Here is a 24,005-nt window from a genome sequence, read left to right as displayed (position 1 = left end):
CTTACAAGTTATGGGGATTTCATTTTGGCAATTCTAGTTACGGGTGCGGCCGGTTTTATTGGCTGCAATATGGTGCAGCGTTTGCTTGCGAGTAATCACCGAATTCTTGGAATAGATAATTTAAGTAACGGCTCGAGGAAAAATATTGCGCACAGTTTGCAAGATGCGCGATTTGTATTTGTAGAGGCTGATTTATCGGATTTATCTGCATTTATGCGAGTCGCTCAGCAGTTTTACAGCACGGATCCGATCACTGAAGTGTGGCATTTGGCGGCTAATTCCGACATACCGGCGGGTATAAATGATGCCGGCGTGGATTTGCGTGATACCTTCATGACGACGTTCAACACGCTCGAAGTGATGAAGCGGTTAAAGATCAAGCAGCTTGCATTTGCTTCGACTTCCGCGGTTTATGGTGATCATGAAAATGTAAGACTGCATGAAGATATTGGACCCTTATTGCCGATTTCCAATTATGGCGCCATGAAACTGGCATCCGAAGCTTTGATCAGTGCAGCAGCAGAGGCCTGGCTCGAACGGGCTTGGATTTTCAGATTTCCTAATGTGATTGGTGTGCCTGCTACGCATGGTGCCTTGCTTGATTTCATCCGTAAACTGCGGCAAACCCCAAATAATCTTAATGTGCTCGGCAACGGTACTCAGCAGAAAGGTTATCTGCATGTATCCGAATTAATTGATGCGATGTTGTATATCCGTGAGTTTGCGAAAGAACGGCTGGCTTACTACAACATTGGCTCTGACGATGAAGGAGTGATGGTCCGTTTTATGGCGGAACAAGTGGTTGCGGCTGCTGCACCGGATGCCAAGATCAGTTTTGGTGAGGGTAATAAAGGATGGGTCGGCGATGTTCCTCGTTTTGTTTATTCGATTGAGAAACTGCGCGCATTAGGATGGCAGCCGAAAATAGGATCAGCCGATGCAGTCAAATTAGCTATCCGTGAAATCATTGATCAGGAAATGCATCAGTGAAACAAGTTGTCATTTTGGCTGGCGGTAAAGGGACTCGATTGGCCGAGCGGCTTAATGGACTGCCTAAACCTTTGATCGATATTTGTGGCATGCCTTTACTGGAGCGGCAAATATTGCTGGCAAAACGGTACGGTTTCACCGATGTATTGGTATTGGTGAATCATGCAGCGCAGTTTATTATAGATTTTTGCGCTTCACGAAATAATTGGGGGCTGCGCTTAACGTGTTTGAATGATGGTGTACCGAGAGGAACAGCCGGAGCAACACTCGCCGCATTGGATCACCTTGCTGAAGAATTTTTGGTGATGTACGGCGATACCATGCTGGAAGTCGATCTAAATAGGTTTCAGCAGGCGCACATGGCGCATCCTCGTGCAGCAGCTACGCTTTTTTTGCATCCCAATGATCATCCAAACGATTCGGATTTGGTTGAAGTGAATGACGATGGTGGGATTGCCGCTTTTCATCCTTATCCGCACGATCCATCTTGCTACTATCCCAATTTGGTCAATGCAGCGCTTTATTGGGTGCGTAAGTCCGCATTTCTGCCTTTTCGGGGAAAAGAGGGACAAATAGACTTCGCCAAACACTTATTCCCGGAAATGTTGGTTGCTGGTCAGGAGCTTGCTGGCTATATCAGCCCAGAGTATATAAAAGACAGCGGTACACCCAATAGGCTCGACAAGGTGTGCAAAGATTTTATGTCCGGACGCATTACCCGCTCCAATCTTGATCAGCAGCAAGTTGCTGTATTTCTCGATCGTGACGGCACAATTAACCGTGAAGTAGGGCATCTTGCAAACGCCGATGCGCTGGAATTGCTACCCGGAGTATCGCAAGCGCTACGGCAGCTAAATCAATCCGATTACAGAAGCATCATCGTCACGAATCAACCGGTACTAGCACGAGGAGATTGTTCGATGGCCGAGTTGCGGCGAATTCATGCGCGTATGGAAACATTGCTGGGGCATGAAGGTGCTTATCTTGATCGCATTTATTTTTGTCCGCATCATCCGGATAGCGGCTTTCCCGGTGAAGTTGCGGCACTCAAAATCGATTGCAATTGCCGCAAACCAAAGACTGGATTGATAGAAGCCGCTTGCCGCGAATTTAATATTGATCTTTTCGGTTCGTGGTTCATCGGGGATACTTTGGTTGATGTGGCCACGGCTCATGCTATTGGATTGCGTGCTATTTTGGTTGAAACCGGGTATGCAGGCATGGATTATCGCGCCAAGGCTTGGCCCGATTATACTTTGCCCGATTTGCCGCACGCGGTTGATTTTATTTTGAACGATCATAGGCAGTTACTCGAGTTTGCTGCAATGCAAACAGCGGAAGTTAAAGCTGGTGACTTGGTGTTGGTCGGTGGTTTATCCCGGAGCGGTAAGAGTAATTTTTCTTCCGCTGTGATCGAGAGTCTGCGGTTGCGTGGTTTGACGGCACATCGTTTACCCTTGGATGCCTGGTTGATAGACGATCAGCAGCGCACCGCCGGTGTCAAGGGGCGCTATGATTTACCGGCTGTTTCGCAATTACTCCAAGCACGGACCAGTGGAATGCAGCAGCTCGAATTAGGGGTTTACCATAAATTGCAGCGCCGCCAGATGGAGAGTGGAATACCGATTACGATTAACCCTCAAGATGTGATTATTGTAGATGGAACGATCGCACTTGAACTTGCACATCTTTTCCCGGATGCGCACAGATTCTTCGTTGAAATAGCGGAAGATGAGCGCAAACGCCGGGTTCTTAAAGAATACCGGTTGCGAGGCTGTAATGATGAAGAAGCCGAATTTATCTACAATTCAAGGCAGCAAGATGAGGTGCCGTACATATTTGCTGGTGCAAATGGCGCTAACCGACTAAACATTCAATTAACCAACCAGCACTTTAATACATGATTATTAGCCGTACCCCCTTGCGAATGAGTTTTACCGGCGGCGGAAGCGATTTACCAGCCTTTTACCGGCGTTTTGGTGGCGCAGTACTGAGTTCAGCTATCGATAAGTATGTTTACGTGACAGTGAATCCAAAGTTTGATAACGGTATTCGCATTGCATATTCTAAAAACGAAGAAGTCAACAGTGTTCCAGAGATTAAACATCATTTGGTCAGAGCGACCATGGAATATCTCAATATTTCCGGCGGTATCGAGATTACCACTATTGCCGATATTCCATCGCGTGGAACCGGCTTGGGATCGTCCAGTTCGTTTACTGTCGGCTTGTTGCATGCGCTAAATGCTTTTAAAAGCAGCTATATATCTGCCGAGCATTTGGGGCGTGATGCATGCCATATCGAAATAGATTTGTGCAGGGAACCGATCGGGAAGCAGGATCAATATGCGGCAGCTTACGGTGGTTTCAATCTGATCGAATTTCAACCTGATGATTCAGTGGTGGTCACGCCGGTAATTTGCACCAAGGAAACCATCCATGCTATTCAAAATGACACGATTGTTTTTTATACAGGAATCACGCGAAGCGCCTCAGCACTGTTGAAAAATCAATCCGATGCGATGGTTGAGGACGCGACGAAACAGCGCATTATGCAGCGTATGGTGCGTTTGACTTATACATTGTTCGAGGAATTGCAGAAAAATAATACCCAGGTGTTTGGTGAGATTTTGCACGAGAATTGGATGCTGAAACGTGAAATGACAGCCGGTATCAGTAATAGTGAAATTGATAGCTGGTATGATCGTGCACGTGTAGCTGGCGCGCTGGGTGGGAAAATCCTCGGTGCAGGAGCGGGGGGATTCTTGATGTTATATGCTCCGCAACACTGTCATGCCGCAATTGTGAACGCATTGGCTGATTTGCGAAAAATTCCCATGAAGTTTGAGTCGCTGGGAAGTCGTATTATCTTCTATCATTAATATACCACCTCCCTAGGAGATTTCCATGAACGAAAAATTTTCCATCACCGCAACTTCATATCTCGATAAGCTACAAGCAACACTTGCTGCGCTTGACCGGGATCAAATCGACCACGCGGTTGGTTTAGTCACCGCTGCTTGGGAAAACGGACGTCAGATCATTACGCTAGGAAATGGAGGGAGCTCACTAACGGCACTGCATTTTATCAATGACTGGAATAAAAGCATCTATCTTTCTAGTGGCCGGTCATTTCGAGGGCGAAGCCTGCTCGACAATGTCGGTTTGATCATGTCTTATTCTAACGATATTTCGTTTGAAGATATGTTTGTCGAGCAATTGAAAAATATTATGGAACCGGGTGATCTTGTACTGGCGTTATCAGGTAGTGGAAACTCGGAAAACGTCATTCGTGCTGTCCAGTACGCCAATACTCATGGTGCCGTGACATTGGGGTTGTGCGGATACAGTGGCGGCAAACTCAAAGAAATTGCGCAACATCATGTCTGGGCCGCAGTGAACGATATGCAAATATCGGAAGATGTTCACGCTATCTTTGGGCATATTGTTATGCAAGCACTGTGCTGCAAAGGTCGTAGTTGTTGAAAGTTATTGATCGAATGCTGAACGTTACGATTTTGTATCCGGATACCCGTATTCTGGGAGGGGTGGCGATATTTATTGAAGTCATGCGGCGAGCATTTGATAGCAGCATCAAGACAGAACATTTTTTAGTAGGACGGCGTTCGACGGATGTTGGTCGTATTAAAATACTGTTAAACACGTTTTTTGATGCAGTAAGGTTAATTTGGCATGTAGGTACTGCGAAACCGGATGTAGTGCACATCAATCCGTCATTGAATCTCAAGTCTTTATTTCGTGATGGATTATTCCTGCTGGTATTGCGATTAATGAATAAACGTGAAGTACTGATGTTTATGCATGGATGGGAAGAAGATTTGTCGGCAAAGATTGCGGGAAATCGCTTCTTCCGTCATCTTTTTCGGTACATTTATGACTGGCCGGCAAAGACAATTGTTCTTGCCAGCCATTTTCGTGAGCAGTTGATATCAATGGATTTTAATCCGGATAAAATTAGGGTGGATTCTGCGATGTTCGATGGCGCGATGTTCGATGGCATTGTTAGGCAAGAGCATACTGATTTCCGTCTGGTTTTTATTTCACGTTTGGTCGCTGGTAAAGGGATGCGGGAATTGCTTGATGCCTATGCATCCCTAAAACCTGATTACCCTGATTTGACTCTCTGGTTTGTGGGCGATGGAGAAGAACGTGAAGCGATTGTGCAGTTGGTGGCTGAACGTTCTATTCCGGATGTAACCGTTACTGGGTATGTGAGTACGGCAACTAAAGCGCAAATATTGCTTGATGGCGACCTATTTGTTTTTCCTACTTCTTATGCAGAAGGTTGCCCAGCCTCATTGCTGGAAGCCATGGCAGCTGGATTGCCTTGCATTACTACTTCGGTTGGCGGCATACCTGATGTATTTGTTAACAATTTGAATGGAATACTGTTAGACAACGTCACATCGCAAACTGTAGCGAATGCTATTACTTACCTTCTTTCGGATATAAGTACTTTGATGGTGATTGCGGAGCATAATCGTGCTCAAGCATGGAATAAGTATGAATCGCACCAGGTGTCAGAACGTATTGCAAAAGATTATCAATCACTTGCTGAGTTGGTAGAAAAGGATTTACATTAAAAAAATTGAAGTATTCCATGAAAAGAATTGAGTTATCTAAACTTTTGTGGAGTTTGAAGTTGTCATGGGAACTAAAAGGTGATCACGTTGAATGTGCTAACCGGAACAGTCTTCAAGATCAGGATTTTCATGCCACATTTACAAAGGGTGCGGATAACACACTCGGTTTTAGTGTTGAGCATTGGCTGATAACAGTTCTGCTGAAAATTCCGGCTCACTGTTCCAGATCAGATCAGATCGGGGAAAATATCTGCACGGAATTGGCCGGGAAAAGTTTATTTGAGACGCGATTGGGCTCTGCTGCGAGAAATAAGCTCTTTGAGTTTTATCAGTTACAAACAATGTAGACTTTGAACTTGAAATTTGAAAACTTTCGGCGAGCTGCGGTAACTTCCAACCGCGGGGTTGAAAAAGTTATCACGAATTTTAATAATCAAGTAATGTGTAAGAACTCTCAGGGTTGTTTACAGAGAGGTTGATTGAAATAAGTGTTGAGTATTTCATAAGGGGTTGCGTTATTCAAACTCTTATGGGGTTTGACGGTGTTGTAGAAGTTAATGAAACGGACAAGTTGAATACGGCGGTCAGCGGTGTCTTTAAAACAGAATTTGTTGTGCCACATGTCCATCAGGGTACGGATCACCCGATCAGCTTTTCCGTTGGTTTGCGGACGATTGATGCGCGTAAACTTCTGGCCAATACCGTGTTGCGCGCATGTTTTGACGAAAGAGTGACCGGCAGTCCCCTTAAATTCCTTGCCGTTATCGGATTAGGTATAATCGATCTGATAAGTAATGTTAATCATATATGTTTGTGCATGTTCACTTACCGTTGTTTCCACAATGTGGGTAACAACGCTAGTAATTCTTGCATTTTTCCCAGTATGTTCTGTTAACAGCCGAAGCTGTGGATCAGCTTCAGTTGCATATTTTATATAACTAAAAGGTGAGAAAATATGAGTCTTTATAATCAAGTATGCTTTACTGGTAAAGTATTATTATCATTGATCGCTAAAATTTTTGGGCCAAAACAATGGAACTTGAGCATCATTTCCAAACAAAGCGGGGCTGTCTTATTATTTGTGATTTCTTCGTTGTATACCCTAACGGGTACGGCTGCCGACCTAACTACGAATTCAGTTTCAACGCCGAGCTCTACCGCTAACTTGCTCTTTAGATCGAATCTTGGATCTGGCATCACACTAGGGCCGCTCTATGGCTACAGCACGTATGGCGCATGGCAGGCTATTAACGGCACTGATAAGGAAACCGGTTATATGTGGCCGGTTTCTGCTTTGAATGCAAACTTTTCCGGGATTCAATTAATAACTGTAGATCCAATTACCCCTTCAACGATCGGAAATTATATAACCAATGAGATCAGATCAGTAACTGGTCCTGGTGGAGATCCGGGCAATGAGATTTTCCAGCAAGTGAAAATGAAAGGAGTTATCGGAACGGGAGGGTCACAGGCGCCATTAGTGATTAATAGACCGTGGGACATCGGCGATGTTAATGATTTGTATATTACTTATTGGTTTAAGTATCAGGCCGACTTGGGAACACAATTGGATAATGTCGTTCCTGCGGCGAACTGGCGTACTCACTTTGAATTCAAGACGGGCGGTTACGCAAATACATGGACCGGCGATTACCGAATCACAATTTCTGTCATAAAAGGAACTGATGGAAAGCTTTACTGGGTTACGAAAGGTGATAATGTTGCCAATGGTCCGTTTACACCGGTAGATTACTGGCGCGAAGAAAATCGCGACGTTCCGGTACCTATTGATAAGTGGTCTAAATTTGAAGTCTATTGGCACCGGTCGAATGGTAGCGACGGACGCTATTGGGCAGCGATAGACGGTCAAGTAATTGTCGATCACCGTGGACCGAATATGGGAGATTATAATCTTCCAATAACCCGGATTTTTGTCAGTAATCCCTATAGTGGCGGCCGTGCCACGGTAGACAATCATATAACGAAATTGCAGATATGGGATGGTTTTCCATGTGGAAGTGGAGTGCCTTGTTACAACTATGATACTGCTCCTCCAACAACACCTTCCTCGCTAGCAGCAAAAATATCAAAATATTCAACTGCTACCGGTGTTTCATTATCATGGAATGCATCTGTAGATAACGTAGCGGTAGCAGGATATAACGTATACCGTAATGGCACAAAAATCGCTGCGACTACTTCAAATAAATATAATGATGTGCTCAGTGGTGCGGCAAAAGGCGCACTCTATAGCTACACTGTTAAAGCATTTGATGCCGAAGATAATCTATCGGCTTCGAGTGGTGCAGTTCTCGTGACGCATTAGTTAAACACAAAAAGTACTTCGGTTTTTAGTTCTTCATAATCTTTTGACAATAAAGATAAGCGCATAATAAGAGGTGCAAATTCGTATATTGACTTTTCCATACTACCAATAAGACGAGCTTGCGTTGCTCCGATTGATATTCAGTGATCGTTATGGTCGAGATATGTTTTAAGAAGCAATTTATTACTAGCGTGATTTGCGTATGACGGTAGAAAGTATGTTCTGTCGGACGCGAATAGGCTACCTGTGGTGGCGTAAACTCCCCCCTGTGAGTAGACAAAGGTCAGTAGAATTTCGGAACCTCCTGATAATGGAGATTTCCATGAAGAGAAGTAGATTTGCAGAAAGTCAGATCGTTGCGGTACTGAAAGAAGGCGAGACTGGTATGCCGGTGGTTGAGTTGTGTCGCAAGCACGGTATTAGCAACGCCACGTACTACCAGTGGAAGAGCAAGTACTCAGGCGTATAGGTGTCCGAGCTACAGCGATTACGTGAGCTGGAGGCTGAGAATGCCAAGCTCAAACGCATGTATGCCGATCTGGTGCTGGAGAATGCAGCAATCAGGGACGTTCTAAACCGAAAGTTCTGACGCCGCCGGCCAAGCGCGAAGTAATCAGCAGTTGGTGCAAAGCAAATTGTCGATTATGCGCGCCTGTCAGATTGTCGGCTTGTCGCGGGCGGCGTACTACAAAAGGCCAGTACTGGCATCGGAACGAGATGCCGAAGTGATTGATGCGCTCAATGCCATCGTGACCCGGCATGGGCGCTGGGGATTCTGGAAGTGCTTCGCCAGGCTACGGTTGGATGGTCGCTGCTGGAACAAGGAGCGCGCACGTCGGGTATATTGCGACATGGGTTTGAACATGCCTCGGCGATGCAGGAAGAGATTGCCGGATCGGCCTCGGCAACCGCTGGAGCTGGTCAACGCACCGAATTGCTGCTGGGCATTGGATTTCATGCATGACACCTTGTACTGTGGCAGACGGTTCCGGACGTTGAATGTAATAGATGAAGCAAACGAGATGCCTAGCCATCGAAATCGGCACATCGATTCCTTCAGCGCGGTTGATCCGGGTGTTAAACCGCCTGATCGACTGCTATGGTGTACCCGATGCCATACGGCTGGACAACGGGCCGGAACTGGTCTCGCAAATATTCACCGAATGGGCAGCGGCCAAAAGCATCGCCATCCGATATATTCCGCCAGGAAAGCCAAACCAGAATGCCTTTATCGAACGCTTTAATCGAACTTACCGGACTGAGGTACTTGATGCGTATCTTTTTGCCAATCTTGAACAGGTTCAAACCATCACTGAACAGTGGCTGATTGATTATAATGAATACCGCACGCATGAAGCATTGGGTGACATCCCGCCGGTGCAGTTCATACCACGGTTAACCCGGGTTCCGAATCTCTACCGGACTTTGTCTACTTGACGGGGGAGCTTACGGACAGGCAAGTAAGTCATTTACAATGGTTGTCCGGCATCTCTTGCCACGCCGGATACCTTGCATCCCAAGCTTCTTCATCAACCGCTCAACGGTGCAACGGGCAACGCCAATGCCTTCTCGCAACAATTGCCGCTATACTTTACGAGCACCATAAACCCGGAAGTTGTTTTCCCAAACCCGTTGTATTTCGGTCGCCAGCTTCATGTCCCGCTTAATGCGTTCGGGCAATCGATCCGGATCCCGCTTGCGCCTTTTGTATTCATAATAATTCGACGGAGCAATCCGTATTTGCCTACAGATTGGCTCGACTCCGTATGCCGCTTTGTTTCTATCGACAAATACCATCGTCATTTCGACCGGCGGTCGAGCTCCGCCTGTGCGAAATAAGCCGATGCCTTACGCAGTATTTCGTTAGCACGCTTTAATTCCTGATTTTCCCGTTCCAATTCCTTGAGCCGCTCACGATCCGATGTCGACAGTCCGCCTCGAGTTCCCTGATCCCTCTCCGCTCTTCTTACTCATGTCCGCAATGTTTCCGCCGTGCAGCCAATCTTCGATGCGATCGATTTGATCGCCGACCATTGCGATTCATGCTCCTTTTGCTGCTCGAATACCAATCTTACCGCTCGTTCCCGTACTTCCGGTGACCGGTAGTTTTAACCTTATGATGGACAATAAAACTCTACTTTAGAGTGGATCGAATTCCCGACGTGACTATAAATCTTTGTGAGTTCAATTTTCCGCCACTTGGGATGAAATGAAGAGCGTAGTTAACACTCCGCCGCTTGCAGTGGGGAGCTTTATTTAAGTTTGAGGTTGGCACATTCTGTGCTTTAGTAATTAAGCAGCAATATGAAAAAGGCAAACTCTGCGAAAGCAGAGGACGCAAAGTCACTGATCTAACGGGTAAATACCCTACGATGGCAGGACTGCCAGATAACGCAACCGTCTTAATCACAACTGTGATTCGACAGGTATCGAACAAAATAATGTTGATACATGCGTATCCACGCAGTTCCGTCCTTTTAACTCTAAGGTGTAAGAAATCTCAGGGTTGTTTACAGAGAGGTTGATTGAAATAAGCGTTGAGTATTTCATAAGGGGTTGCGTTATACAAACTCTTATGGGGTTTGACGGTGTTGTAGAAGTTAATGAAACGGACAAGTTGAATACGTCGGTCAGCAGTGTCTTTAAAACAGAATTTGTTGTGCCACATGTCCATGAGCGTGCGGATCACGCGCTCAGCTTTCCCGTTGGTTTGAGGACGATTGACACGAGTAAACTTCTGACCGATACCGTGTTGCCTGCAAGCTTTGACAAAAGCATGATCGTCAGTTCCTTTAAATTCCGTGCCGTTATCGGAATAAGTGCAATCGATTTGATAAGGACATTGGGCAACAGTAGCGATGAGAAAGCAAGCGGCGCTGTATTGAGTTTTATCGGGGAAGATATCGGCATATAATTCCCTGGAGAAATCATCGATGGCCACAAACAGGTACTCGCGAGGTTCATTGGCAGACTGTCCTTTCAATAATGGAAGCCGCTTGGTATCGAGGTGAACGAGCTCGCCCGGATAAGATTTGTTATAGCGCTTCGCTTCACGCTTGAGACGTTCCTGGATGGTTTGCTCTACTTTAGCCAAACGTTTGAGGCCATACTGCAGTGTCTTGAAGCGCTGATTGGTACTGCTACGCGGAGTAAATTCCTGGAGTCTGGCTCGTTTCAGTACGTCATAAATCGTTGGCCGGCTGACGTGAAAGTATTCTGCCAGCTGAACTACCTTCCACAGCCGGGTTTGATACAGCCGCCAGATTTCCTGACGATCCAATAATGTTAAACGAGTGCGTTTGTGTATGTTCATCTACAGTATTCTCCTGAATACTGTAAACAACGCTAGAAATTCTTACATCTAAGGAGGAACCTCACTATGAACACTTATCATCAAGAATCACAAGATATAAGCTTGCTGGAAATGAGTAGTAAGCTGCTATGGAAAAAAATAAATAGCATAAATCACGCTATGTTACCTGGAACAAGAGTAATAATGATTATGTTATTACTCGTTATCATGACAAGTTTTTTTGCCCCTGTGGTTCATGCGGCAAATTTGCTTTTCAGATCAAACTTGGGCTCAGGTATCTCACTTGGACCTCTCTATGGCTACAGTACTTATGGCGCATGGCAAGCGATTAACGGTATCGATAAGGAAACCGGATATATGTGGCCAGTTTCCGCACTGGGTTCGGATTTCTCAGGGGTTCAGTTGATTACTGTTGATCCGATTACTTCCTCAACGATTGGAAATTATGTTACCAATCAGATTAGATCTACTGCCGGACCGGATGGCAGTCCGATTAACGAGCTTTTCCAGCAAGTGAAAATAAAATCGTCAGTAGGAGCAGGTGGTTCCCAGGCTCCGTTATTAATCAACAGACCTTGGAGTAAGGGGGATGTTAAGGATTTGTATATTACTTACTGGTTCAAGTATCAAACAAACTTGGAAACTCAACTGGATAGCACTGTACCTGGCGGCAATTGGCGTACTCATTTCGAGTTTAAAACGGGTGGCTACAATAATAGCTGGTCCGGCGATTACCGTATCACTACTTATGTCTATAAAGGGTCTGATGGAGAGCTTTATTGGGCAACAAAAGGCGATAATGTGGCCAATGGCCCGTTCACACCGGTAGATTACTGGATTGAGACTAATCATGCCGTTCCAGTGCCGGTTGATAAGTGGTCTAAATTTGAAGTTTATTGGCATCGCTCAAGCGGCAGTGATGGTCGTTATTGGGCTGCAATCGATGGTCAAGTGATCGTCGATCGCTACGGGCCGAATATGGGGGATTACAATCTTCCTATAACCCGGATATTTGTTAGTAATCCTTATAGCGGGGGCTATGCTACAGTGGAGAATCATACAACAAAGTTGCAGATATGGGATGGCTTTCCATGCGGAAATGGAGTGTCTTGTTACAACTATGATACTACTCCTCCAACAACACCTTCCTCGCTAGCAGCAAAAATATCAAAATATTCAACTGCTGCAGGTGTTTTATTATCATGGAACGTATCTGCGGATAATATTGCGGTTGCAGGTTATAACGTATACCGGAATGGAACAAAAATCGCTGTGGCTACTACGAATAAATATAATGATGTACTGTCAGGTTCTGCAAGAGGCGCATTGTACAAATATACTGTGCAAGCATTCGATGCCGAAGATAATTTATCGGCTGCAAGCAGTGCGGCGCTTGTGACGTATTAGGGCCTGCTAACACAATCTGAGTGCTTCGACGATGAAGGCGCAGTGAATGAAGGAGATGAAGACGACATCAAGCTTATCGAACCTGGAGAAGACTCGGCGAAATCCCTTGAGCCTTCTGAACAATCGTTCGATCTCGTTGCGCTTTCTATACATGACACGGTTGTATTCCCAAGGCGACAAACGATTTGCCTTGGGCAGGATAACCGGAATGTAACCCAAATCTAGTGCCAGTTGTCGTGTTTGGTTGCCCTCATAAGCGCGATCCATCAGCATATAGGTGAGTGTATTGACGGAGACCGAGGGAAAGCAAAAGTTGCCTACTCTCAGGCGCATTGTGTGTAGTCTCCTCAAATTTTCGATCCAATCAAAAGTAGAGGTTATTGGGGTTTTGCCATAGTAAATTGGATAGGTGGAAGTCTTCCAAGCGATTCATGGGGCCGTGGAGTGGCCTCCATGAACTGTAAAACCTGAGGGCAGAAATTAAGTTCTGATATGGCTAGTTAATCAAGCACAGGCAGCCTGATGAATTGCTTGAAATTGACAATAAACCTCATTGGGAGTTTGATTATCAAGACCTTGATGAAAATGTTCCTGATTGTACCAGCTAAACCACTGAGTCAAACTTTTTCTTTCCTCCTTTAAGTCTCTGAATGATTTAATATGGCTCTAGACTAACAGATTGTCTCTGCTAGTCTAGAGCCTTCATAAATAGAAACAATCTGACCAACAAACAATACCGGTAATTACGATGTGTTTTTCAGCGGAAGCAAGCTTTATCGTCAGTGGAACGCTTTTGGTTGTCGGTGTCGCATCAATCCGGAAGACCGTCTATTCCAAGGATTTTCCGGTTGCGCTGATTCCGCTCATTTTCGCTGTTCAGCAACTGGTAGAGGGATTGCTTTGGGTGACTCTGGCGCACAGCGATACATCGCCATCACAATTTTGGCTGAGTAATATTTATGGCACATTCATCGGCATTATCTGGCCGCTATTTGCGCCATTCGCCGTTTATCGCGCAGAAACTGACAATTTACGTAAGAAAATCATCGCAATGATCGGCTTAGCGGGTATCGGGCTCGCGATCTATACCGTCATCGGCCTGGCGAACGAACCGATTATTGCGGAAATCATCCATCACAGTATCAATTATCAACATCATGTCGGCAGCTATCAGCTGGTTATTGTTTTATATTTGCTGGCAACCTGCGTTCCGTTCATTTTTTCCAGTTACAAGCACTTATATCTCGCCGGCATCATCATCACGATCGGCTTCTTTATCGCCTATTTCACTTACCTGGAAACCTTCGCTTCGGTGTGGTGCTTCTTTGCTGCGGTTGCCAGCACACTCATTTATTTTTATTTCATCCATCGCGTCAAGAAACCGCTCATTCCTCTGTCCTAATCACAATTCTGTTACGAAAAACCGCGGCTTAGCAATATAAAATCATTGCTTCACAGCAATTTCTATCAGTAAAATTCAGATTTAATCCCTATCATCCCAATTATTATGCGTATCTCTCAAACTTATTCAAAAGTTGCGTTTTTAATCTGTTTATTTTTTTCAGCGCCCATGGCACAAGCGAATCCTGTGGCTTGTTTCACCAGCAACATGGGGCAATTTTGTATTGAACTTTTCGAAACACAAACACCGGTCACGACCGCCAATTTTCTTCAATACATCCATAGCGACGCTTATACCAACGGAATTTTCCATCGCAGCATGCCAGGTTTTGTTATTCAAGGCGGCGGTTTCAAGATCGTGAATGGCGCTAGTGAAGACTCACTTGTACCCGTCAATACATTTTCTCCTATCGTCAACGAATTCAAAATTTCCAATACGCGCGGAACCGTGGCTATGGCAAAACTCCCCGACAATCCCAACAGTGCAACCAGTCAATGGTTTGTCAATCTGGCCGATAATTCCGCAAATCTGGATCATCAGAACGGCGGCTTTACGGTATTCGGGCGCGTTATTTTCGATGGTATGGCAGTTTTTGATGCCATTGAAAAACTCCCGGTTAGAAACCTAGGGGGAAATCTTACTAATGCACCGCTCGAAGATTTTGACGGTTCTCACGCAGCGCTAAGCAACTTGGTAAAAATCGATCGCGTCGAGGTAACGGATGCAACCGGTATATTCAGCAGTGGTATTTTAAGTCTCGCCGTCGATATCGGAGGCGGTCAGATGTATACCGTCAATTTGCGGCTGATCAGCGACAAACCGGATTATGTTTTTCAGCTTGACTCGGCCAGCGTGGCGGCACTGCCGGTAAACCCAACCAGTATCGCAACGTTCTCACCCGAAAACGGTCAACTGCACATCCCATCGGTGATGATCGGCGCTTCCACGACGGTAAAAAATGTGTTGATGCGGTTAACCGATCTGGGATCGTATACATTCACGCTAGTCAGTTTTGAATAAGTCTGCATTTGCCAGACTGATTTCCTATCCATCATCCACTATTAGATAAGCTTCGTTCATGAAAAAACCACTCAGCCGGATTTTGATTATCAACGATGAAAAGCTGGTGTTGAAGGAATTCGTCAAAGGACTGAATAGCGCCGCCAAATCGATGGAAAATCCGCTGGGTATGGTTTTCTCCGGTGTCACAACGGCCCAAGAAGCATTGCAGTCAATCGAGCAGGATGGCGACATCCAGGGATTGATCGTAGACGACAAGCTCTACACCTTAAAAACTCAAGGCAGACATGCTCGCGACCTGCAAATGACCGCACTCGAGCTGGTGCAGAAAATCTCTCATTTCCGCCCGGAGTTGAATATCTACATCCTGATCGCTCAGGAGCAAGAAGATGATGTGGTCGATGCCTTGTTTTCCGAAACCGTGGATGGCTATTTTTACCGCGGAGAACGCGATTACCGCGGCATCTACCGTATACTTAACGCTCAATTGCAGGAAAAAGCGCGCACGCCTTTCTACGATCAGCTCAAGCATTATGTGTTGATGGCCAAAGACGCCTGGCATACACCGGGGCACTCATCAGGCGATTCGCTGCGCGATAGTCCCTGGGTCAGCGATTTCTATGAATTCATCGGCGAGCATATCTTTCGTGCCGATTTATCGGTTTCCGTGCCGATGCTCGATTCATTGATGGAGCCCACCGGGGTGATCGCGGAAGCACAGAAAATCGCCGCAAAGGCTTTTGGCGCGCGGCGGACATTTTTTGCCACCAACGGCACTTCAACCGCCAACAAGGTCATTTTTCAAACATTGCTGGCACCCGGCAACAAGTTATTACTGGATCGCAATTGCCACAAATCCGTGCATCACGGCGTTGTGCTATCCGGTGCGCATCCGATTTATCTGGATTCCTCGGTCAATAAAAAATTCAACATTTACGGACCGGTGCCCAAACAAACACTATTTAAAGCCATCGAAGAACATCCCGACGCACAAGCGCTGATTCTGACCAATTGCACCTATGACGGCTTACGCTATGATCTGCCGCCGATTATTCAAGCAGCACATGCGAAAGGCATCAAAGTCATTATCGATGAGGCTTGGTATGGTTTTGCCCGGTTCCACCCGGCTTTCCGCCCCACCGCATTGGAAGCCGGCGCGGATTACGCCACTCAAAGTACGCACAAAGTGCTGTCGGCTTTCTCGCAATCCAGCATGATTCATGTCAACGATCCCTATTTCAACGAACATCTGTTCCGCGAAAATTTCAACATGCATACTTCCACGAGTCCGCAATACAGCATGATTGCAAGCCTCGATGTGGCGCGTAAGCAGATCATGCTGGAAGGATACAAGCTGCTGTCGCGCACGCTGGAGCTGGCCAAAGAATTACGCGCGCAAATCAACGCCACCGGCGCATTTCAGGTATTGGAACTTGCCGATCTTCTGCCGGATGAAATCAAGCAAGACAATATTCGGCTTGATCCCACCAAAGTCACGGTGGATATTTCGCGCTGCGGGTTTACCGTTGAAGAATTAATCCAGGAATTATTCGAGCGTTTCAACATTCAAGTGGAAAAATCCACTTTCAATACACTCACGCTGCTGCTCACGATCGGCACCACCCGCAGCAAGGTATCGAGGCTATACGATGCCTTGATGCGCATCGCGCGTGAGAACCGCGCGCCGCAGCGGCTTTATCAAACCGCCGAGATTCCACGTTTTACCGAGTTGAAATTTCTACCACGCGATGCTTTCTATTGCGGCGGAGAATTGATGCCACTGCTGGACGAGCAAGAAAAAGTCAACCCTCACCTTAACGGCCGGATAAGCGCAGACCAGATTACACCCTACCCGCCGGGAATTCCGGTTCTGGTTCCCGGCCAGGTGATCACTCAGGGTATCACGCAGTATTTGGTCAGTATGTTGCGCTCACAGAAACGTATCGAGGTGCACGGCATCGTCTATGATGGCTACTTGCCGTGCCTGAGATTATTGACTCATATTGAAGAAAAGGCGCTAAAGCAATTGGATAAGTAGAAGAAAACACTCAATCAATGCTCTTTCCGGCCATAAATGTCTTCGAACCGAACAATATCATCTTCTCCTAAATACGAACCGGATTGAATTTCAATCATTTCCAGGGGTACACGGCCCGGATTTTCCAAACGATGACTCGTACCTAATGGAATATAAGTTGACTGATTTTCGGAAACCAGAAAAATTTCTTGATCGCGCGTAACTCGCGCTGTGCCACGCACAACAACCCAGTGTTCCGCGCGGTGATGATGCATTTGCAGGGATAAGGCTGCACCGGGCTTCACTACGATACGCTTTACCTGGAAACGCTCGCCGACATCAATGCCATCGTACCATCCCCAGGGGCGAAACACCTTGCGATGCAGCTTTCCTTCGGAACGTTTCTGCTCTTTCAGCATATCGACAACCTGCTTCACGTCTTGGGTCTTATCCTTATGTACCACCAACACGGCATCAGGAGTCTCGACAACAATCACATTTTCAACACCGACACAAGCTACCAAACGGCTCTCCGAAATGGCCAGCGTATTTCGGCATTCTTTTAATAGTACATCTCCCTTCGCTACATTACCGGCGTCATCTTTAGGCAACACCTGCCATAACGAGCTCCACGCGCCGATATCCGACCATCCCGCAGTAAGCGGGATGACAACACCGGCGGGTAGCTCATTATCACCGCCAACAATTTTTTCCATCACGGCATAATCGATCGAATCATTCGGGCATTGCTCGAACGCTTTTTTATCAATACGGAGAAACTCGCCGTCAACCGATCCTTGCTCCCAAGCTGCCCGGCATGCAGTTAAAACATCCGGCCGGCACTTTGCAATTGCGGACAACCATATCGATGCCCGCATCATAAACAAGCCGCTATTCCAGAGATAATTGCCTTCATCCAAATACGCTTGCGCAGTAACCAGATCTGGTTTCTCCACAAAACGTGCAATGTGACGAACTATGCCATCCTGTCCTATCAAGCCGCCGGATTGAATGTAACCATAACCCGTTTCAGGAGCGTCGGGTGTTATTCCAAACGTGACGATAGAACCATTGACAGCTTGCGACATGCCTGCAAGAACAGCAACCTGAAATGATTCGACATCGATAATCACATGATCGGATGGCATAACCAATAGAACAGGATCGTCACCCTCCCGCATTGCCGCAAGCGCTGCCAATGTCAATGCGGGAGCAGTGTTGCGTCCGAAAGGCTCGAGCAGAATACTCCCCTTTCTATTCATGATACGTAATTGCTCGGCAATGACAAAACGGTATTCTTCATTGCAAACAACCATGGGCGCATTCAATTGCACACCTTTCAAACCATCCATACGCCGGATCGTAGCTTGCAATAATGAATCCTCATTGATCAAAGGCAACAGCTGCTTAGGATATTTTTCTCTCGACAATGGCCACAGGCGTGTACCTGAGCCGCCCGATAAAATGATAGGGATTAATTTGTTCATCAATACCGAACTTCCTGCTCTTTATGCATATCATGAATCCAATAACTCATAACACAATAAATTCCTGTTATTAACAATCATGCAATCAGCACTCTTGGAACAGCAGATTTTGCGACCAGAATTACCAGAAATTATTTATGAAACCAGCTATTTCACATCCGATATATCATATACTGTTTTTATATGATTTAGATGTAAGAAATGGAAGTACAGCGAATAACAAATCATTACCCTGTTGAGAGAAGTTTTATGAAGTGGACGGCGATTCCGTATCTTGAATGTTCTGGATGATTATAACCGGCAGGCGCTGCGCATTAGAATCGACACCAGCCTGCCGGCGCTCCTGCGTTATCCAGATATTGAACAAGCTCATTGAGATTTAGGCAAACCGCAGCGCCTGCGGATCAATAATTGCTCTGAATTCGTCAGTCAATTAATGATAGCTGAATGGGTAATATACCATGGCATCCGTTTTCAATTCACTCAACCCGATAAACCCACACAGGATGCTTGCATTGAAAGTTTTAATCGCACCTACCGCACAAAAATGCTAAGGAAACGCTGAACAAATCCTGAAGTGTTTGGGATAATAGCATTTCCTGACAACTGCTCTATAAATACGCCATGTCACGCCAATCGAGCTTTGCCGATCTTGAGTACAATCACAAGAAACGCCGGACGCGCCGGGAGGTTTTCTTAAGCGAAATGGAAAGGGTAATACCCTGGCCAGTGTTGCTGCCGCAAATTGAACCGTATTACCCCAAGACTGGGAGGCGAGGCCGTCAGCCGATGTCGCTTTGCAGGATTCGGCGGGTTTACCGATATCCTGCCGAAAGAAACCACGATACTGAATTTTCATCATCTTTTGGAGAAGTACGAATTGACGGCGGTATTGCTGGAAGCGATCAATGCTCACCTTAAGGCTCAAGGGCTGCTGGTTTCCAAAGGCACGATGGTAGACGCCACACTCATTCATGCGCCAAGTTCGACCAAGAATCGGGAACAGGCACGTGATCCTGAGATGCACCAGAGGAAGAAGGGAAAGCAATGGTACTTTGGCATGAAGGTGCATGTTGGGGCCGATGTGGATTGCGGGGCGGTGCACACGGTTAAAATTACCGCCGCCAACGAAGCCGATATCAATGTCCTGCCCAAGCTATTGCAGGCGGAAGACGAGGTTATATTTGGCGATGCGGGCTACACCAGCGATGAATACAAACGCAAGCCCGGACAGAATCTCTCGGGGAGTCAGAAGAAACGTAACCGGAAGCACTCTCGATCCGGGCACGGGTGGAACATGTGTTCCGGGTGACCAAGCGGCAATTTGGATTCACCAAGACCCGCTACCGCGGGCTGATGAAGAATGCCGTCCAGGTCAACATGCTGATGGGCTTGGTCAACCTGTACCTGCTGCGCAGGCGACTGATGACGACTTGAGAGGGGAAGTCCGTCCGCCATACCCCCGGCGACGGACGATGAAGCAGAAACAGGGAAAATCCGGCGGCAAAATGCTGCCAAAAAATGAATTGCCGGGAATTCGTGTTCAAAAAACTGGCAGTATTACCGGGAAATCTGAAAGCCGCTAATTGTTCAGCGCTTCCCTAGATTTCATGTTGATTTTTCGCTTCTTCATATTTGTATACCAATCATAATTCATTTGTACAAAAGGATGTTTTGGCATGAATATCACTAGTTATTTATTACCACTTACTAAGTTTTTAGTGCATGGAAGGATACTATTACATACAAAAAGATCCAGTATGAATCGTAGCAGTCAACCTTCAGCAAACTTGACGGTTATCATATCATCGTTATTAATCCTGGTCGGCTTTGTTGCTCCTGCCACTCATGCAGCTAATTTGCTTTTTCGATCAAACTTTGGTCCAGGGATTTCACTTGGACCACTATATAACTTTAGCTCTACTGGAGCGTGGCAAGCTATCAGCGGAACTGACAAAGAAACCGGATATAGTTGGCCAGTCTCCGCCTTAGATTCAGATTTTTCGGGGATTCAATTGATTACTGCTCGTTCCATTACATCTTCAACGATTAGTGATCACATAACCAATGAAATTAGGTCTGTAACTGGACCACAGGGAAAAATCGTTAATGAGCTTTTTCAACGAATTAAAATAAAAGGGACGATTGGAACAGGGGGAGCGCAGGCACCATTATTAATTGATAGATCGTGGAAAATGGGCGATGTCAAGAACTTGTACATTACCTATTGGTTCAAGTATCAAGCCGATTTAGAATCACAATTGGATATTACAGTACCAACAGCTAATTGGCGCACTCAATTTGCTTTTAAGACAGGAGGCTATTTGGATACATGGCGCGGCGATTATCGAATTACAGTCTATGTTATGAAAGGATCTGATAATAAACTTTACTGGACTACAAAAGGGGATAATATTGCCAATGGTCCGTTCACACCGATCGACTACTGGGTAGAGACTAATCATGCCGTTCCAGTGCCGATTGATAAGTGGGCTAAATTTGAAGTCTATTGGCACCGATCGGATGATAATAATGGGCGCTTTTGGGCTGCAGTTAATGGTCAAGTAATTGTCGATCACTATGGATCGAATATAGGAGATTATAATCTTCCTATAACTCGGATTTTTGTTAGTAATCCTTATAGTGGAGGTCGAGTATCAGTGGATAATCATATAACGGCATTGGAGATATGGGACAATTTTCCGTGCGGCGCAGGGGTAACTTGCTATGATAAAAAAACAATCGAATATCCTGGATCAAAGTGACGACTTTACAATCAACAATATTGACCAATTTACAATGGAAACAACTTATTGCAAAAATTCCCTATATACAGCAAAGCCGGAGGCTTATCGCTGGAGCCCTCAAAAGAGCTATCTGTGAGCCACTAAAGTACAGTAATTCAGACTTGATCTGACAGTAAGGCCTTGCCAAGGTGTGGGATTGCCCGGTTTGATAGAGGTGTGAATCTTTATCAACCAAGCGCAAGGGAGTAATCCCATGAGTAGTTTTCAACAGAATGCCATCAAACACAAGATTGAATCGTCCCGGTATTTCCGGAGACTATTTGTCTTGAGTCAAACCGTATTGGTTGGCTCCCTTAGTTGACGATAATATGCCATTTCAAATTCTGCCGGCGGGATATTTTCGATCGGCTCCAGTAACCGGCGATTGTTAAACCAATCGACCCATTCCAAGGTCGCAAACTCCACATCGTCGATATTGCGCCAAGGGCCGCGATGCCGGATAACCTCGGTCTTATATAGTCCGTTAACTGTTTCAGCCAGTGCATTGTCATAAGAATCCCCGACACTACCAACAGAAGCTTCAATATTGGCCTCAATCAGGCGTTCCGTATAGCGAATCGACAAATATTGACAACCGTGGTCGCTATGATGAATTAATCCCTCGATTTTCCGCCGCGCCCACAGTGCCTGTTCCAATGCATCCAGTACTAAATCGGTGCGCAATGACCGGCTGACCCGCCAGCCAACAATGTACCGGGCAGAAACATCAGTTATAAAAGCCACATAAACAAACCCCGTCCACGTTGCAACAAAGGTAATATCCGCGAACCACAGCTGATTCGGACGAGTGGCTACAAATTGCCGATTGACTTTGTCGGCTGGACAGGCAAGTAAGTCATCTGCAACGGTTGTCCGGCACCTCTTACCGCGCCGGATACCTTGCATCCCAAGCTTCTTCATCAACCGCTCAACGGTGCAACGGGCAACGCCAATGCCTTCTCGCAACAATTGCCGCCATACTTTACGAGCACCATAAACCCGGAAGTTGCTTTCCCAAATCCGTTGTATTTCAGTCGCCAGCTTTATATCCCGCTTGATACGTTCGGGCAATCGATCCTGATGCCGCTTTGTCTCTATCGACAAATACCATCGTCATTTCGACCGGCGGTCGAGCTCCGCCTGTGCGAAATATGCCGATGTCGACATACCGCCTCGAATTCCCTGATCCCTCTCCGCTCTTCTTACCCATGTCCGCAACGTTTCCGCCGTGCAGCCAATCTTCGATGCTATTGTTTTGATCGCCGGCCATTGCGATTCATGCTTCTTTTGCTGCTCGAATACCAATCTTACCGCTCGTTCCCGTACTTCCGGTGAATAACTGATTTGATTCTTCATCTTCTCCTCCTCTCAAATCATTTTATCTCCGGAAAATCCGGCATTATGTAGCAGCCGCACAAACGGAAAATCTAACATCAACAAACCAAGCCAACTATTATCATTAGTTAATTATTTTGGAATGATTGATGTCTAATGGATTTATCAGCGATAGTTACTCTTGTTTTTTATCTATTGCCTCTGGCATTGATTGTTTATGAGTTTTCAAGGACTCAGAGAGATCCTGCTTCTGAGATACAGTGGATGAGAAGGTCGATTGCGATGCTTGTGGCTGCGGTTCTGTTTCTGGCGATACGTGCAATTGCTGATAATTCACTTCGTGAAGATTTAGAAGCTCGGATTCAATCTTCTGAGGCAGCCATTGCTGGATTACAGGCCATGCGGCAATCCCAGTAAGCACTGTAGTGATGACTACAAACCAAAATGTAGATGTTAGACTCCAGTGCGGTTTGCTGGCTTTATTGACTGCTCGTGATATTAATTGTGTAGGCTCTAGACTAGCAGAGACAATCTGTTAGTCTAGAAAGATGTTAAGAAATAGTAAATTAAGTAACTATTCAGTTAGAAAAATAATTCAGTGCTTTAGCATTGATATACCAGCCAGTAAAGCAGCGCTGCTGTTAGGCAAAAATCGTAACACGATCAATCGCTGGTATGGCCTATTCAGGCAAGCAATATATCGCCATCAGACTGCCCTTAAAGATAAGTTGTTAGGTAGAGTGGAAGTTGATGAAAGCTATTTTGGCGCGAAACGGTATCGTGGTTATCACGGTAAACTCAAGCGCGGCCGTGGCACATTAAAGCAACCTGTATTTGGTGTATTTGAGCGGGATGGCAGGGTATACACCGAAATAGTACCGGATTGCAACCGCTTGACTTTACAGGCGGTGATACTGGGTAAGGTATCCATTGAAAGTGTCATTTATAGTGACGGCTGGCGTAGTTATAATGGTTTGGTAGACGTAGGATACTCCAAGCATTTTCGAGTATCGCACGGTGACAATGAATTTGCCCGAGATGGGCATTGCCACATTAACGGTATTGAATCGTTTTGGAGCTTTACCAAGCGGCGGCTCGCAAAGTTTAACGGCGTGTCAGTTAATTTTGAGCTGCATTTAAAAGAGTCAGAATGGCGCTGGAAAAAGCGTCCTGATCTAGTCTAGAGCCTTATGAATTATGAAGCTTTGTGGCGCTGGAAATGGACCGACCGGGTATTTTGCCATGGAAAATAAATTTACCGGAATGATTCCGGTGGTGCAGGACAACAGGCGATTATCAGCATCTTTTTCATCGGTTTT

The 24,005-nt window shown here is 45.9% G+C and carries 21 protein-coding genes, 4 pseudogenes, 1 riboswitch and 1 other annotated feature; of the genes and pseudogenes, 17 read left to right on the top strand and 8 right to left on the bottom strand.

Translation table 11 applies throughout. The features are described from left to right. The first annotated feature begins 21 nt into the window (after positions 1-21). Genes HRU77_04765 through HRU77_04740 form a run of 6 tightly spaced genes read left to right on the top strand, consistent with a single transcriptional unit; the run spans position 22 to position 5,940 of the window. Complete coding sequence (locus tag HRU77_04765) at positions 22-990, top strand: NAD-dependent epimerase/dehydratase family protein (GenBank protein QOJ22063.1); 969 nt, start codon at positions 22-24, stop codon at positions 988-990. Beyond that, positions 987-2,894 (top strand): HAD-IIIA family hydrolase, encoded by a 1,908-nt coding sequence (locus HRU77_04760; protein ID QOJ20066.1) that lies wholly within the window; start codon positions 987-989, stop codon positions 2,892-2,894. Before HRU77_04765 ends, HRU77_04760 begins: the two co-directional genes overlap by 4 nt. After that, on the top strand, positions 2,891-3,871 hold the full coding sequence (locus HRU77_04755) for a GHMP kinase (protein QOJ20065.1): 981 nt from the start codon (positions 2,891-2,893) through the stop codon (positions 3,869-3,871). The genes HRU77_04760 and HRU77_04755 overlap by 4 nt, the downstream gene beginning before the upstream one ends. A gap of 25 nt (positions 3,872-3,896) precedes the next feature. Then, the gene (locus tag HRU77_04750) at positions 3,897-4,475 is read left to right on the top strand and encodes an SIS domain-containing protein (protein ID QOJ20064.1); all 579 of its coding nucleotides are present in this window, start codon (positions 3,897-3,899) and stop codon (positions 4,473-4,475) included. After that, positions 4,469-5,593, top strand: a complete 1,125-nt coding sequence (locus tag HRU77_04745; GenBank protein ID QOJ20063.1) for a glycosyltransferase family 4 protein — start codon at positions 4,469-4,471, stop codon at positions 5,591-5,593. The genes HRU77_04750 and HRU77_04745 overlap by 7 nt, the downstream gene beginning before the upstream one ends. A 17-nt stretch (positions 5,594-5,610) precedes the next feature. Next, positions 5,611-5,940, top strand: coding sequence for a hypothetical protein (locus HRU77_04740; GenBank protein ID QOJ20062.1), 330 nt, complete (start codon positions 5,611-5,613; stop codon positions 5,938-5,940). Between the two features lie 107 nt (positions 5,941-6,047). Here the strand turns inward: HRU77_04740 and HRU77_04735 are convergent. After that, positions 6,048-6,359: pseudogene (locus HRU77_04735) on the bottom strand (transposase). 189 nt (positions 6,360-6,548) lie between these two features. Between HRU77_04735 and HRU77_04730 the strand changes: the two are divergent. Both HRU77_04730 and HRU77_04725 read left to right on the top strand, forming a co-directional pair. Next, on the top strand, positions 6,549-7,919 hold the full coding sequence (locus HRU77_04730; protein ID QOJ20061.1) for a hypothetical protein: 1,371 nt from the start codon (positions 6,549-6,551) through the stop codon (positions 7,917-7,919). A 322-nt stretch (positions 7,920-8,241) separates the two neighbouring features. After that, a pseudogene (locus HRU77_04725) lies at positions 8,242-9,356 on the top strand (IS3 family transposase). Between the two features lie 9 nt (positions 9,357-9,365). Here HRU77_04725 and HRU77_04720 read toward each other — a convergent pair. The 3 genes from HRU77_04720 to HRU77_04710 all read right to left on the bottom strand — a co-directional run bounded on the left by HRU77_04720 (position 9,366) and on the right by HRU77_04710 (position 11,232). Continuing rightward, complete coding sequence (locus tag HRU77_04720) at positions 9,366-9,494, bottom strand: hypothetical protein (GenBank protein ID QOJ20060.1); 129 nt, start codon at positions 9,492-9,494, stop codon at positions 9,366-9,368. Positions 9,495-9,503: 9 nt separating this feature from the next. Then, a complete protein-coding gene (locus tag HRU77_04715; protein ID QOJ20059.1) occupies positions 9,504-9,722 on the bottom strand; it encodes a hypothetical protein in 219 nt (72 codons plus the stop codon). Then, positions 9,645-9,761: a sequence feature (AL1L pseudoknot), on the bottom strand. (Overlaps the previous gene by 78 nt.) 460 nt (positions 9,762-10,221) lie before the next feature. Continuing rightward, positions 10,222-10,308, top strand: a riboswitch (cyclic di-GMP riboswitch). Between the two features lie 111 nt (positions 10,309-10,419). Continuing rightward, positions 10,420-11,232, bottom strand: a complete 813-nt coding sequence (locus HRU77_04710; protein ID QOJ20058.1) for a transposase family protein — start codon at positions 11,230-11,232, stop codon at positions 10,420-10,422. A 66-nt stretch (positions 11,233-11,298) separates the two neighbouring features. On the opposite strand from HRU77_04710, the gene HRU77_04705 reads away from it, so the two are divergent. Further along, positions 11,299-12,639 (top strand): hypothetical protein, encoded by a 1,341-nt coding sequence (locus HRU77_04705; protein ID QOJ20057.1) that lies wholly within the window; start codon positions 11,299-11,301, stop codon positions 12,637-12,639. A gap of 6 nt (positions 12,640-12,645) precedes the next feature. Here the strand turns inward: HRU77_04705 and HRU77_04700 are convergent, their stop codons facing one another. After that, positions 12,646-12,972, bottom strand: coding sequence for a transposase (locus tag HRU77_04700; GenBank protein QOJ20056.1), 327 nt, complete (start codon positions 12,970-12,972; stop codon positions 12,646-12,648). A 171-nt stretch (positions 12,973-13,143) separates the two neighbouring features. Next, on the bottom strand, positions 13,144-13,260 hold the full coding sequence (locus HRU77_04695; protein QOJ20055.1) for a hypothetical protein: 117 nt from the start codon (positions 13,258-13,260) through the stop codon (positions 13,144-13,146). Between the two features lie 127 nt (positions 13,261-13,387). Here HRU77_04695 and HRU77_04690 point away from each other — a divergent pair, with 127 nt between their 5' ends. The 3 genes from HRU77_04690 to HRU77_04680 all read left to right on the top strand — a co-directional run bounded on the left by HRU77_04690 (position 13,388) and on the right by HRU77_04680 (position 17,099). Next, positions 13,388-14,041, top strand: a complete 654-nt coding sequence (locus HRU77_04690; protein QOJ20054.1) for a hypothetical protein — start codon at positions 13,388-13,390, stop codon at positions 14,039-14,041. Between the two features lie 105 nt (positions 14,042-14,146). Further along, positions 14,147-15,061 (top strand): peptidylprolyl isomerase, encoded by a 915-nt coding sequence (locus HRU77_04685; protein ID QOJ20053.1) that lies wholly within the window; start codon positions 14,147-14,149, stop codon positions 15,059-15,061. A 58-nt stretch (positions 15,062-15,119) separates the two neighbouring features. Next, positions 15,120-17,099: an aminotransferase class I/II-fold pyridoxal phosphate-dependent enzyme gene (locus HRU77_04680; GenBank protein QOJ20052.1), complete on the top strand. Its 1,980-nt coding sequence runs from the start codon at positions 15,120-15,122 to the stop codon at positions 17,097-17,099. A 14-nt stretch (positions 17,100-17,113) separates the two neighbouring features. Here the strand turns inward: HRU77_04680 and HRU77_04675 are convergent, their stop codons facing one another. Beyond that, a complete protein-coding gene (locus HRU77_04675; protein QOJ20051.1) occupies positions 17,114-18,565 on the bottom strand; it encodes a mannose-1-phosphate guanylyltransferase/mannose-6-phosphate isomerase in 1,452 nt (483 codons plus the stop codon). Between the two features lie 397 nt (positions 18,566-18,962). On the opposite strand from HRU77_04675, the gene HRU77_04670 reads away from it, so the two are divergent. From HRU77_04670 to HRU77_04660, 3 genes and pseudogenes are all read left to right on the top strand, one after another. After that, complete coding sequence (locus HRU77_04670; GenBank protein ID QOJ22062.1) at positions 18,963-19,130, top strand: transposase; 168 nt, start codon at positions 18,963-18,965, stop codon at positions 19,128-19,130. Between the two features lie 59 nt (positions 19,131-19,189). Beyond that, positions 19,190-20,002, top strand: a pseudogene (locus tag HRU77_04665) (IS5 family transposase). A gap of 242 nt (positions 20,003-20,244) precedes the next feature. Continuing rightward, on the top strand, positions 20,245-21,330 hold the full coding sequence (locus HRU77_04660) for a hypothetical protein (protein QOJ20050.1): 1,086 nt from the start codon (positions 20,245-20,247) through the stop codon (positions 21,328-21,330). A 312-nt stretch (positions 21,331-21,642) separates the two neighbouring features. Here HRU77_04660 and HRU77_04655 read toward each other — a convergent pair. Beyond that, positions 21,643-22,707: pseudogene (locus HRU77_04655) on the bottom strand (IS3 family transposase). Positions 22,708-22,842: 135 nt separating this feature from the next. Between HRU77_04655 and HRU77_04650 the strand changes: the two are divergent. Continuing rightward, a complete protein-coding gene (locus HRU77_04650; protein QOJ20049.1) occupies positions 22,843-23,103 on the top strand; it encodes a hypothetical protein in 261 nt (86 codons plus the stop codon). A gap of 131 nt (positions 23,104-23,234) precedes the next feature. Beyond that, complete coding sequence (locus HRU77_04645; GenBank protein QOJ20048.1) at positions 23,235-23,870, top strand: IS1595 family transposase; 636 nt, start codon at positions 23,235-23,237, stop codon at positions 23,868-23,870. Positions 23,871-24,005: the final 135 nt, after the last annotated feature.

It is taken from the genome of Gammaproteobacteria bacterium (assembly GCA_015709615.1).
Taxonomy (GTDB): Bacteria; Pseudomonadota; Gammaproteobacteria; order Burkholderiales; family Nitrosomonadaceae; genus Nitrosomonas.
This window is presented reverse-complemented; position numbering and strand designations above follow the sequence as displayed.